The organism is Pseudomonas sp. SDO524_S393, assembly GCF_054071875.1.
Genome location: NZ_JBSVVZ010000015.1, coordinates 48,514 through 60,787 on the forward strand (window position 1 = coordinate 48,514; position 12,274 = coordinate 60,787).

At 60.0% G+C, this 12,274-nt stretch carries 12 protein-coding genes; 6 read left to right on the forward strand and 6 right to left on the reverse strand.

Annotation, left to right across the window (positions count from 1 at the left end):
* Positions 1-62: 62 nt before the first annotated feature.
* Together aguA and ACW9IB_RS09215 are read left to right on the forward strand one after the other, a co-directional pair.
* Positions 63-1,169, forward strand: a complete 1,107-nt coding sequence (gene aguA, locus ACW9IB_RS09210) for an agmatine deiminase (RefSeq protein ID WP_457413335.1) — start codon at positions 63-65, stop codon at positions 1,167-1,169.
* 234 nt (positions 1,170-1,403) lie between these two features.
* Positions 1,404-1,616 (forward strand): hypothetical protein, encoded by a 213-nt coding sequence (locus ACW9IB_RS09215; protein WP_457366347.1) that lies wholly within the window; start codon positions 1,404-1,406, stop codon positions 1,614-1,616.
* Positions 1,617-1,637: 21 nt separating this feature from the next.
* Here the strand turns inward: ACW9IB_RS09215 and ACW9IB_RS09220 are convergent, their stop codons facing one another.
* Positions 1,638-3,725 carry a TonB-dependent receptor gene (locus ACW9IB_RS09220; protein WP_457413336.1) on the reverse strand — a complete coding sequence of 696 codons (2,088 nt, stop codon included), beginning with the start codon at positions 3,723-3,725 and terminating at the stop codon, positions 1,638-1,640.
* 410 nt (positions 3,726-4,135) lie between these two features.
* Here ACW9IB_RS09220 and ACW9IB_RS09225 point away from each other — a divergent pair, with 410 nt between their 5' ends.
* Positions 4,136-5,437, forward strand: coding sequence for an OprD family porin (locus ACW9IB_RS09225; protein WP_457366349.1), 1,302 nt, complete (start codon positions 4,136-4,138; stop codon positions 5,435-5,437).
* A 72-nt stretch (positions 5,438-5,509) separates the two neighbouring features.
* On the opposite strand, the gene ACW9IB_RS09230 is transcribed toward ACW9IB_RS09225, so the two are convergent.
* Both ACW9IB_RS09230 and ACW9IB_RS09235 read right to left on the reverse strand, forming a co-directional pair.
* Positions 5,510-7,639 carry a M48 family metalloprotease gene (locus tag ACW9IB_RS09230; RefSeq protein ID WP_457413337.1) on the reverse strand — a complete coding sequence of 710 codons (2,130 nt, stop codon included), beginning with the start codon at positions 7,637-7,639 and terminating at the stop codon, positions 5,510-5,512.
* Between the two features lie 105 nt (positions 7,640-7,744).
* Positions 7,745-7,948, reverse strand: coding sequence for a hypothetical protein (locus ACW9IB_RS09235; RefSeq protein WP_457366351.1), 204 nt, complete (start codon positions 7,946-7,948; stop codon positions 7,745-7,747).
* A 231-nt stretch (positions 7,949-8,179) separates the two neighbouring features.
* Between ACW9IB_RS09235 and ACW9IB_RS09240 the strand changes: the two genes are divergently transcribed.
* Both ACW9IB_RS09240 and ACW9IB_RS09245 read left to right on the forward strand, forming a co-directional pair.
* On the forward strand, positions 8,180-8,401 hold the full coding sequence (locus tag ACW9IB_RS09240; protein ID WP_457366352.1) for a tautomerase family protein: 222 nt from the start codon (positions 8,180-8,182) through the stop codon (positions 8,399-8,401).
* On the forward strand, positions 8,398-9,099 hold the full coding sequence (locus tag ACW9IB_RS09245) for an SDR family NAD(P)-dependent oxidoreductase (protein ID WP_457413339.1): 702 nt from the start codon (positions 8,398-8,400) through the stop codon (positions 9,097-9,099). The genes ACW9IB_RS09240 and ACW9IB_RS09245 overlap by 4 nt, the downstream gene beginning before the upstream one ends.
* Before the next feature lie 16 nt (positions 9,100-9,115).
* On the opposite strand, the gene ACW9IB_RS09250 is transcribed toward ACW9IB_RS09245, so the two are convergent.
* Positions 9,116-10,003 (reverse strand): AraC family transcriptional regulator, encoded by an 888-nt coding sequence (locus ACW9IB_RS09250; RefSeq protein WP_457413341.1) that lies wholly within the window; start codon positions 10,001-10,003, stop codon positions 9,116-9,118.
* Between the two features lie 120 nt (positions 10,004-10,123).
* Between ACW9IB_RS09250 and ACW9IB_RS09255 the strand changes: the two genes are divergently transcribed.
* A complete protein-coding gene (locus ACW9IB_RS09255; RefSeq protein WP_457413343.1) occupies positions 10,124-10,609 on the forward strand; it encodes a hypothetical protein in 486 nt (161 codons plus the stop codon).
* A gap of 92 nt (positions 10,610-10,701) precedes the next feature.
* On the opposite strand, the gene ACW9IB_RS09260 is transcribed toward ACW9IB_RS09255, so the two are convergent.
* Both ACW9IB_RS09260 and ACW9IB_RS09265 read right to left on the reverse strand, forming a co-directional pair.
* Complete coding sequence (locus ACW9IB_RS09260; RefSeq protein WP_457413345.1) at positions 10,702-11,088, reverse strand: hypothetical protein; 387 nt, start codon at positions 11,086-11,088, stop codon at positions 10,702-10,704.
* A gap of 223 nt (positions 11,089-11,311) precedes the next feature.
* Positions 11,312-12,100, reverse strand: coding sequence for a hypothetical protein (locus ACW9IB_RS09265; RefSeq protein ID WP_457366357.1), 789 nt, complete (start codon positions 12,098-12,100; stop codon positions 11,312-11,314).
* Positions 12,101-12,274 lie beyond the last annotated feature (174 nt).

Consider the following 12,274-nt stretch of genomic DNA (forward strand, 5'->3'; position numbering starts at 1 on the left):
TTAAAGCCGATTTTTATCCGTTATAAAGTCGGCCTTTACCCCCATTCGGAGTCCTGAACGCCATGACCACCTTGCACAGCACCCCCCGCGCCGATGGCTTTCACATGCCCGCCGAATGGGCGCCACAGACGCAAGCCTGGATGATCTGGCCCGAGCGCCCGGACAACTGGCGCCTCGGCGGCAAGCCAGCGCAAGCCGCTCACGTAGCGGTGGCCAAGGCGATTGCGCGTTTTGAGCCGGTGACCGTGGCGGTGTCCGCCGGCCAGTACGAGAACGCCCGTACCCGCCTGGATGGGCCGAATATCCGTGTGGTGGAAATGTCCAGCGACGATGCCTGGGTGCGGGATACCGGCCCGACGTTCGTGATCAACGACAGCGGTGAAGTGCGTGGCGTGAATTGGGACTTCAACGCCTGGGGCGGTTTTGACGGTGGCCTGTATGCGCCGTGGAACCGCGACTCACAGGTGGGCGGCAAGATCCTCGAGATCGAGCGCGCGCCGCGTTACCGCACCGAAGGGTTCGTGCTGGAGGGCGGTTCGATTCACGTCGACGGTGAAGGCACGCTGATCACCACCGAAGAATGCCTGTTGAACCGCAATCGCAATCCGCATCTGGACCGCGCCGAAATCGAAGCGGTGCTCAGTGCCAACCTGGCGGTGGACAAGATCATCTGGCTGCCGGACGGCCTGTTCAACGATGAAACCGACGGCCATGTGGATAACTTCTGCTGCTACGTGCGCCCGGGTGAAGTGCTGCTGGCCTGGACTGACGACCCGCAAGACCCCAACTATGCGCGCTGCCACGCAGCCATGGACGTGCTGCAAAGCAGCACCGATGCCAAGGGCCGCTCGTTCACAGTGCACAAAATGCCGATTCCTGGCCCGTTGTACGCCACTGAGGAAGAGTGCGCGGGCGTGGACCCGGTGGACGGCAGCCAGGAGCGCAACCCGACGGTGCGTCTGGCCGGTTCCTACGTCAACTTCCTGATCGTCAACGGCGGCATCATTGCGCCAAGTTTCGATGACCCGCTGGACGAGCAAGCCCGGAAAATTCTGCAGGCGCTGTTCCCGCAGCATGAAGTGGTGATGGTGCCGGGCCGCGAACTGTTACTGGGCGGTGGCAATATCCATTGCCTCACCCAACAACAGCCGGCCCCGCACAAAAACTGAGTGCAGTTGTAACAACGTTTTGAAGGTCGCCGGGCGCTAGCGGTTTTCAGCGCTCGAAGCAAGCCCGCAGCCCAGCACGGTTGCGGGCTTTTTTGTGTCCGAATGCCTATAAACACGGGACATTGGCATAGCTCTTGTATCGGTGTTGCCACAGTGTCCCAAGGTGAAGACTGCGCCGTTCTGTCATAAACCTTGAGTAAGTTAGCCGCTCACGCAGTAGGAGAGAGCGCGAAAATGAATGCCGATATCAACCTGATGTACACGCGCACGTTCCACCCCCTGCGGGTTGACGGCGACGCGATCCATGCGCTGGCGCTTTGGTTGAAGGCAAACGGTTCGCGACAGGTCAGGCAAGGCACTGACCTGCGCAGTGTGATGACTGAACGCTACCCGCAAGGGTTGTTCAGTGAGGATGAAGTGCACGCGTTGTGCGAACTGCTGAACTGATGCCTGTAGAAGGCGTGTGAGTCAGAAATTGTAAGTGCCTGTCACCACCAGGTTGCGCGGCTCTCCCGGCTGGATCTGCGCCACGCTGGTTGCCGAGGCGTAGTAGGTCTTGTCGGCGATGTTGTTCAGCGCCGCCCGCACGTCCCAATCCTTGTGCCGGAACCCGGCCAGTGCATCCCAACGACCGTAGCCGGGCAACACCACGGTGTTGAGGCTGTCGGCGTAGCGGTCGCCCACCAGCGTCAGGCCGGTTTCGGCGTACCAACCCATTTCCGGTTTCCAGGTGATGAACAGGCTGGCATTGCGCTTGGCCACGTCACTGATGCGTTTGCCCTCGAAGCCGTTGTTGTCCTTCTCTACTTTGGCGTCCTGTAAGCCGATGCCACCGCGCACCGACCAATTGCCGACGATTTTGCCGGTGGCGGTCAGTTCCACGCCGCGAGAGCGTTGCAAGCCACTGAGCAGGGTGATGGTACGGTCCAGCGGGTCGCTGGTGCGGCGGTTGTAGAGTTCCAGTTCGTACACGGCCAGGGTGGTGCTCAGACGGTCATCCAGCCAGTCGCTCTTGACCCCGATTTCTTTCTGCCTGGTCAGTTCGGGGCTCAGGTCGTTGACGCCGCCCGTGGCGTTGGGGGTGATGCCGATCAGGCCGCCGCCCGCCGGGGAGAAAGTCTTGCTCCACGAGGCATAGAACGAGTGGTTTTCCAGCGGCGTCCAGACCAGGCCGATGCGGGGGCTGGTGCTGTGGCTTTCGACGTCTTGCCGGGCGTTGGTCACCTTATTGGTGGTGTCCACCTCGAAGTTGTCGTAGCGCAGGCCCGCCAGCACTTGCCACTGATCGTTCAGGCGCAGTTGGTCTTGCACGTACAGCGCGCGGCTTTCGACCTCGGTGTGGTTGTTGCTCGACAGGCTCATGCGCCCGGTGTGGCTGAGGTGGCGGTTGGGCCGGTTGAGGTCCAGGCTCGGCACGGCCTGGCCACCCTGGGCGACGGTGGCCGCGGTGTAGAGTTTCGGGTCGCGACGCTGGCTGCCGAGCTCCAGGCCGGTGAGCAGGCGATGTTCCAGGCCGAAGGTGTCGAAACCGCCTTCCAGTTCGACGTTGTTGAACACGTTGCGGGTGTTCAGGTCTTGTTGCCAGCGTTGGCGGGTCACCTGGTGGGTCGCGGCGGTGTAGCCGGTGAGGTAGGTGTTGTCGAAATCGCTATCGAGCTTGAACACGCCGAGGGTATGGCGCAGTTGCCAGTGTTCGTTGAGTTCGTAGGCGAGTCTCGAACGCAGCGACTGGGATTTGTCGTCGATGAAGTCGCGGCTGTCACCGTAGGTGGTGTCTCGGCCCACGTCGGCCGGGCGACCGTTGACACCCGGGATACCCCGGTCTGGCGTGCGGTTGTAGCGGCTGTATTCGTATTGCACCAGCCAGTTCAGGTCCGGGGTGAGCTGCCAGCTCATGGACGGCGCGAACAGTTGGCGATTGCCACTGACGCCATCGCGGAAGCTGTTGTTGTCCTGGTTGCCCATGTTCAGACGCAGGCTGAGGGTGTCGCTCGGGTCGGTGCTCAAGTCGGCGTACAGGCTGCGCAAGTCATCGCTGCCGCCCTGGGCTTCGATGCTCGACTTGTGGCCGGCGACCGGCAGTTTGCTCACGCGGTTGACGATCCCTCCCTGACCGCCTCGCCCGTACAGTACGGCCGCCGGGCCTTTGAGCACTTCAATGCGCTCGATGTTGTGCAGATCGCGCACGTACTGGCTGTCGTCGCGAATCCCGTCCAGGTAGAAGTCATTGCTCGCGTCGAAACCGCGAATACGCAGGCTGTCGAAGCGCGTGTCGGCGCCGCTGCTGACGTTGGGAATACCACTCAACGCCTGGCCCAGGTCATTGGTGCCGTAGGAGCGCAGGCTTTCGGTCTTCACCGAATCGATGGCCTGGGGCACGTAGCGTACCGGCGTTGCCGTGCGGGTGGCTGTGCTGGTTTCCTTGATACGCGGGTCGTCTTCGTCGGCTTCGGCGCTGATTGAGGTTTCGGGCAAGACGGTGGCCGCGCAGGCGAAACCGGCAGACAGCAGTACGGAAAGCCCAAGGGAGATGGGCGTCAGGCGAGGGGCAGGCATGTGAAAATGCATCCAGAAGGTTTGGGAAGAAAATTAGCGCGCGAATGGTAATACTTTGCATTTGCGCGTGTTATCTGTTGCCAAACGTATCTACTTTGAAATGTGTTACGAGATATGTTTTAAACCATGGGTAAGGAAAAATCTTTGTCGTTTTCAGAATGGTCTGGGTACACGACTTAGAATTTTTTCGCCTAAATACAGACGATTCACGAAATTGACACATCGTTCAACGCACGACTAGGATGCGCCCAACGCCTGTGGCTATCCGCCATGACTCTTCCAATAAAAAGGCCTGCGGCCTGCAAAGTCGTCCGCAGGCTTTGTTTTTTCCGGAAGGGATCGACACCAGAAAGCGACATGGAGCCTGGTGTCATAGCGCGTACTCAACCAGTGATAAGGAATACAAAAAAATGTTGAAGCAACGGATGAGTCTGATCGCTCTGGGGATTTTGAGCGCATCGACAGTCATGGCAAACGACCAGGAGCAATCCAAGGGTTTCGTTGATGACAGCCACCTGAACATCGCAGCACGCAACGCTTACATCAGCCGTGACTACAAGAACGGCAGGCAAGACAAAGCCGAATGGGGTCAGGGCTTCATCGGCAAGTTCGAATCCGGCTTCACCCAGGGCACCGTCGGTGTGGGTGTGGACGTGATCGGCCAGTACGCTATCCGTCTGGACGGTGGTAAAGGCCGTGCCGGCGCTGGCGGTATCGACTTCTTCAAACCGGGTAACGGCACTGCCAACAACCCTGGCTCGGCTCCGCACGACCTGGCCAAGGGCGGCGCTGCCGTGAAGTTCCGCGTTTCCAACACCGTTCTCAAGTACGGTGATCAGTTCCCGGCCGTGCCTGTGCTGCAGTACGACAACTCCCGTCTGTTGTCGGAAACCTACACCGGTGCCTCGATCGTTTCCAAAGAGATCGCCGGCCTGCAACTGGACGCCGGTCACTTCACCAAAGAAGCCCGCAAGAGCATGGAAGGCACCGACAGCGGTCGCCTGAAAAGCATCGACTACATCGGCGGCAGCTACAAATTCACCGAAAGCCTGTCTGCTGCGCTGTACGCATCCGACATGCAAGACGTGCTGAAGAAGCAATACGTCAACGTCAACTACGTGCTGGCCCTGCCAGAGAAACAGTCGCTGACCTTTGACTTCAACGGCTACAAAACCAAGCTGGACCGCAGCTTCGCCCTGGAAAACCAAGGTGACGCGGACGCTCGCGACAACAAGATCTGGAGCCTGGGCGCTACCTGGGCCGTCGGCCCGCACAGCTTCACCATCGCTCACCAGCGCAGCACCGGTGACACCGGCTACCTGTACGGCGGCTACCGCAACGCGGGCGGTATCGGCGACGGCGGCAACACCATCCTGCTGGCCAACTCCTACTGGTCCGACTTCAACGGCAAGGACGAGCGTTCGTGGCAAGCCGGCTACGGTATCGACTTCGCTACCTTCGGCGTACCGGGCCTGACCTACAACATCGCCTACGTGCGCGGCACCAACATCGACGACGGTACCAACCGTGGCGACGGCACCGAGCGTGAAATCTGGAACCAGTTCAAGTACGTGGTCCAGAGCGGTCCGGCCAAAGACCTGAGCCTGCGTGCTCGTGCGTCGTGGTTGCGTGTGTCCAACAACGCCAGCAACTACAACGTAGGCGGTAACGAAATCCGTCTGTTCGCCGACTACCCGATCAACGTGTTCTGATTGATCGCGCGTCGCGCCTGAAGCCAGGCACTGAAAGCCCCGACCGGTTCGGGGCTTTTTTATGGGCGAGCGTCAGCCCTCGCGGCTGAGCAGAAGCTTGCGCGCCGCGGACGCGTGCACGTAATCGAGCATCAGCGACAACCCGTCATACGGCTCGATTTTCTGGTTATCGATGCACAGCCGAGCCATCTGCAACAGCACCTGGCGTTTCTTCTTGTTGACCCGCGCATTCGGTACGCCGAAGGGGGTTTTGCGCAGCGTTGGCAGCGGCGCCTCCGGCGTCAGTTCCACGGTGACCCAAATGCCCTGGGCAAATTGCAGGCTCACATCGGCGATGTGCTCGATGGGCAGCGGCTCGGTCAGGTTGGCAAACACAAAATGTTCCGGGGTCAGACGCAGTGCCGTTTGCGGCGCGCGTTTGAATTGGCGCAGCCCCAGCCACAGAAAAATCAACGCGATGCCGGCAATCGCCGCACCCGCCCCGAGGGCCGACAAAGGCGTGCCCTTCAAGCGTTCCGGGGCCAGCCAGGGCTGGGCCATCACCCCCAGGCCGACCAGCACGAAAGGCACCGCCAGCACGGCTTTCACCATGCCGCGCCAGCCGAAACCCTCATGCAGGCTGCGCTCGCCCTGCGCGGACGCAGCCAGGGTCTCCAGCGCTTGAGTGTGCGCCGCATCGGCGGACTCCGACGCGGCAATCAGGTCGCGGGACAACTGCTCGCGCACGGTGTGGGGGGCACTGAAACAGGCGTCGATCTGCGCATTGGCGGTGTGTGTATTGACCGCGCGCGTGGCGATGCGCACGGCATCCTCTACGTGCACGCTTAATGCCTGGAGGCGTTCGCCATTGGACGGGTGGGAATCGGTGGGGTGGGGTTGATGAATCTCCAGTGCTTCAGCCGGAAATTGCAGTACGCAATCCTGCAAAGCGGTGAGCGTGGCATCGGGCAGATCCTCGGCGATGGCCTTCTCACACAGGGCTATCAAGGCCTCTTCCAGGGGGTGATGCAGCACCGTTACCCGCAACAACGCCGACGCCGCCGCTTGCGCGCCCGCTACCCGAGCGCCGGCGGCATCCGCCAGCAGCTCCCGCTCGCGGCTCCAGTGGTTCACTGCGTGATCGAAGCGTTGGATGAAAAACAGACCGAGCATAAAGGCGGGACGCATCAGCCGTGACTGAAGCGCATCGCTGAACAGCATGGTGGTGAACAAGCCATTCAGGCTGCGCTGGATACCGTCGTAGATCGGCAGAAAACGCAGGCTGTATTCGGTGTCGTCCCCGGCGAAGTGCGCGAGTTCATGGCCGATCACCGCATCGACCTCTCCACGATCCAGCAGGCCCAAGTGCAACAACGGCACATGCAGGGTGCGCCCGCGCAGACGGGTTTCGGCGGGCAATACAGTCGCCTCGCTGGAAGTCACGTAAAACCCCTGGGTAAGGCTCACCACGATATGGTCCGGTGCCAATGCCTCCAGCCGACTGGCCAGGCTTCGGACTTGCGCCCATAACCCCGGCGCCTGTTCGGGCGTGACAACCAACCCGAACATCTCGAGCGGCTCGGGCTCGAACATCGTCAGCATGGGTCGCAGCTGTTTGAGCAGCAGCCAGATCGAATACAGGCAGAACGCTGCAATCACCGCCAGCACCGCCATCAGCTTGATTTCGCCACTGCCGAGCCGGCCGATATGCCACAGCGCCAGGCCTTCGTAACTCAACGCCAGTGCCACGGTGGTCGCCATCGCTACCACATGGCTGACCAGCACATAGGGCAGCCATCGGCTGCCCAGGGAAAACACCTGCAACAACTTTTCCCGCGATTGCTGCGCGCGCCGGCCCGCCCACTGGGTGCCGGCCAGCGCCGCCGTGCCAATCAACGCGGCCAGCAGGCCCAGGCCCATCACCCAGGGCGCCAGGCCACGTAATACCTGCTGAACCTGCCGCGCCATGGGCAGTTCGGTCTCGATCTTGTCCAGCCGCGAGAGCGCCACGGTTACGCCGATTTTTTCGTCGCCCACGTCGATCAAGGCGTTGGGGTTGTTCGCCGCTACGGCACGCAATTGGCGTTGGGCGATAGTGACCTTGGCGCTGTAATCGCTGAGCTGCGCGCTGTTCTCGGCCACGCGCTGGTACTCCCAGCCGCCGAGCGCGGTCAACAGCAGCGGGACAATCACCAGCAGGCAGATCAGTTTCAGGGCGTTCATGGGCATCCGTTCACAACGCGAAGTCGTGACGGTTATACCGAAAAAAACCGAGGCTGGGATAGAAAGGAAAGGGCGGGCAGCGCAAGTGCGCTGCCGCCGGGTGCATCAGTTCTGCGGACGCTGTTTGGTGGCGTCCAGCTCGGCTTTTTTGGCCGTGCTGATTTCGGTGATTTTTGCCGACTTCTCAATCGCCATGTTGAACGTGGCTTCCATCTTGGCAATCGCCGAATCGGCGTTGTTGGTGCTGCCAGAGCCGCTGGCTGCGGGCGGCTTGCTGCCGCCGCCGCAGGAAGGAGGAACGCACGACATTGAAGCTCCTTGCATCATGAAGACGCGTGTTGAGGGTTGTGGGGAACACCAGGGGATATTACTTAGCCAGCATCCGAAGCTGCTGTGAAAACTTGTGGAAGCGCCGTGAAACTCATTACATCAAGTTATTAATGAAGTACCTGGCCCCACCTTTTTCACCTTCCAGTGAACTTCTAAATTGGCCTCACCGCCGGGCCATCATCCAGATAGCCGGCCACTGGAGCCACCGCCATGCCTTTTGTCAGCCTGCGCATCACCCGTGATGGCGTTACCCGGGAGCAAAAAGCCCAGGTCATCGCCGAGTTCACCGAAACCCTCGAGCGCGTCCTCAACAAACGCCCGGACCTGACCCACATCGTCATCGAAGAAGTCGACACCGATAACTGGGGCTACGCCGGCATCACCACCACTGAATACCGCAAATCCCAAACCTCTGCCGGAGAAGCATCATGAGTAAAGTCGTCATCATTACCGGCGCTTCCCAAGGCATCGGCGCCGCTGTGGTCCAGGCCTACCGCGCTCTCGACTACCGGGTGGTCGCCACCTCGCGTTCGATCCAGCCGTCCACCGATCCGGACATCCTCACCGTCGCCGGCGACATTGCCGACCCGGCCACCGCCCGGCGCGTGATCCACGAAACCCTGGCCAAATTCGGACGGATCGACAGCCTGATCAACAACGCCGGTATCTTCATCGCCAAGCCCTTCACCGCCTATACCCCGGAGGATTACGCCAACGTCCTGTCGGTGAACCTCAATGGCTTCTTCTATATCACGCAGCTGGCCATTGCCGAGATGGAGAAAAACAACGCCGGGCATATCGTCAACGTCACCACCAGCCTGGTCGACCACGCCATTGACGGCGTGCCATCGGTGCTGGCCAACCTCACCAAGGGCGGGCTCAACTCGGCGACCAAATCACTGGCCATCGAATATGCCAAGCGCGGCATTCGCGTGAACGCGGTGAGCCCGGGGATCATCAAGACGCCGATGCACGGCGAGGAAACCCACGCGGCGCTCGGGCAATTGCACCCGATGGGGCATATGGGGGAAGTAGGCGACATCGCCCAGGCGATCGTTTACCTGGAAACCGCTGGCTTTGTCACCGGAGAAATCCTGCATGTAGACGGCGGCCAAAGCGCCGGCCATTGAACGGCTTGGCCCGGCCCTAACCCGGCCGGATGCTGTCCTCTCGGGGCGAGCGGCCGAAAAAAGCCTTGTAGGCCCGACTGAACGCCGCCTCCGATTCATAGCCAATGGTGAAGCCGATCTCGCCGATGCGGCTGTCGTGTTTCGACAACATCGTTTTCGCCAGCGTCAGCCGCCATTCATTCTGATACCGCAGCGGCGAACGCCCCACCAGGGTGCTGAAGCGGTCGCAGAAGTTGGAGCGCGACATGCCGGCAATATCCGCCAGCGCATCGATGCGCCATTGTTGCCCCGGGGTTTCATGGATGGCCCGCAGCGCACGGGCAATGCGCGCGTCCGACAAGCCACCGAGCCAGCCCGACGCAGCGTTCTGCTGAACCCAGGTGCGCAGAATGCGGATCACCGTGAGGTCGATCAGCCGCGACACCATCAGCGCCCCGCCCGGCTGCGTGTCGTTGGCCTCAAGCAACATGAAATGCAGGATGCCCTCGGCCCAGGCAGCGGCTTCGGTCTTGCGGATATGGATCAAGCGAGGCAACGCAAACAGCATCGCCTGGAAACTGCTCGCATCGAACCAGAACCGGCAGATCACCACCGCCGCCGGCCCGTCGCAGGCCGTGATGCGCATGCCCGAAGGGTCGTGGGGCAGCAGAATCAAATCACCCTGTTCCAGCATCACAGCCGGCTGCTCGGCGCCTTCGAGCTGCAACCGTCCGCTCTGCACCACACAAATGTGCGCGCTCTTCTCATCCAGCCCCAGGCCTTGCCCACTCGCCAACGGCGCGGAATACACCCGATCCCCGGTCAGACGAATCTGCGCCAGCACCTGCGACAGCAGATCGCCCTTGGCCAGACCTTCCAACTGCATTTCCGGATGAATGATCAAGTTTTCGAGGGGATTCATCATGTCTGCGCGACCCCGCTTTCATTAAGCTGACCCCGAATCATAACGCGCCGATGCCACCGAAACGAAACCCTCCAGCATTGGCCGTTCATGCACATCGTCCAATCACGTGGGAAAAATCAAATGTTCGGAATCTCCGCCCTAGGCTGGATACACACACTGGGCAGCCTGCCCGCCATCCCCCTGGCCGCCTACATGTTCATCCGCCACGGCCGCATCGTCCCACGCTCCACCCCGGGGCTGGCCTACCTGGTGTCGATGTTGATCGGCGGCTTCACCGTCTTCCTCGTCGCCAAGCAACCCGTGAGCAACATCATCGGCGTCATCACCCTTGCGCTGCTGCTCGCCGGTTACACCGTCGGCAACCTCACCTGGCTTGGCCGCGCACGGGCATACCTGGAAACCCTCTTCCTGAGCCTGAGCGCGTTCTTCCTGATGGTGCCAACCGTCTCTGAAACCCTGCGCCGCGTGCCCGACGGGCACCCGTTTGTGACCGACCTGAAATCGCCGGTGTTGCTGGGCGCGCAGGGGGTGATTGCGTTGGTGTTGGTGGTGGGAGTGGCGGCGCAGATGGTTTATTTGCGTCGTAGAGGGGGGCGGTTTACGTAAAAAAATTCTCGGGTTTTCCAAACCTTAGAAAGCACAAAGCCCCGTATTGCATCGGACACCACCTGAAATCGTGAGCTAAGCAGGCGCGGCGTCTAAAACAAGCCGAACTTAACGGCGGCGCCAAGGGCAGCTAAGACCAATAGCAATCCGATCGCGCACCGATGCAACCGCACCAATTTGAGTTTGAGCGCTGCGGGCAGGTTCGCGAGATCTTCAGGGCTGAGCTGACCTCTCTTGAGGTGGAAGCCGGGAAACGCAAGAATCCCGGAAATGCCACCGATCAATAGAAGTTTGCCCCAAGGCCCACCCTGCCGTAGTGGGGCCCTGGCCATGATCGCCGGGCTGTTTTTCAGGTGCTCCAGGATCAAATCCATTTTTGTGTAGGCCAGGCGTAGGCAAATACCCATCCAAATATAAATGCCAGCAATGTCTGCGATGCCGACGACCAACAACACTGTGTCCATTGTGCTTAGGCTCATTGGCCTGCCTCGTAGAGCTTTTCGGCGAGTTTCTCTGTCACTGTGCCCCCCACCATCCCCCCAGCGACGGAACCGCCGCCGACCACGACGATGCTGCACGCCAGAGTGCCCGTGCCAGCGGTGGGTACATCGGAACCCGAGGGCTCGGGCATTTGCTCGGTGCAAACCCTACTGTCAGGCCTATCATGAATACCCGTCAGGAACGTCCCCTCCGAACGCTGATTTACTCAGGTTCGGTTACGAATTCGTTTTTAATTTTACTTTTTACGGCAGAGAGTAATGCATGAAAGAAAGGTTGTTCGTCTTTGCCGTGAGCCGCGTGGGAGCATGTATATGCAATTACATCGGCGATTTCAAATAGCTCCGAAGGACATCCCCCAATGTTTGGGGTGGCCTCCAGCACGGTCCCGGTTCCCATATCGATAAAGCCTCTAGCCCAGTAATGAGCTTGGCGAGATTTGTCGCCGAGAAATTTCACTTGGGTGGCGTCCGGCGCTACGAATATATCCATTTGCTCCAGGCTAGGCCCATCGTTCATGCCTGGCCTGCTCGTAAAGCACGTTTGGGCAACTATTCCGAGAATTCCTTTCACATCGAATTTGGCTGGTACTTCGACTCTTCTATCTCCGCCCTCTAGGGTAAAGCTCCCCGCGCTCCAGTCGGGTCTTACTTTTTCTTCAAATGCCAATCCATATTTCACCAGTACGTCGCACTGGTTGATAAGGGTGATTACATTTCGGTAAACGCTCTCAACGTCGCGGTCAGACAAGTGTTGCAGGCCAATCTTTTCGCGAGAGACCTCCAGTCGCAAATCTTTGCAATGAATTTCGACATTTTCAGGAATGTTGAAGCGCTTTTTTATCTCTTTCACACCTCTTATCAAGCGTTTCAGCCGGGTGCGTCGAAAAATGGCAAACCCATAAACAATCGCGCCGTTGAACACGCTATCGTCGCCCACCGCTACAAAGTGGGCAGTAGGACTGTTTCCGGCCTTTGTGCTCTGGATACCCATCTATTAATCCGTCCTGGTAGCGGGTGGAAATAAGGTTGAGGCTTTATGGAGAAGGCTTTGGTTTTTTGACTTCGGAAGGGCGTGGCACATTTTTTTGCATTCACCTTGTCCATACTGCCGGGCTGGGCGTTGAACCTTGGTGTATTCCATTGATGGGCGTCTTTCGTAGGCCCC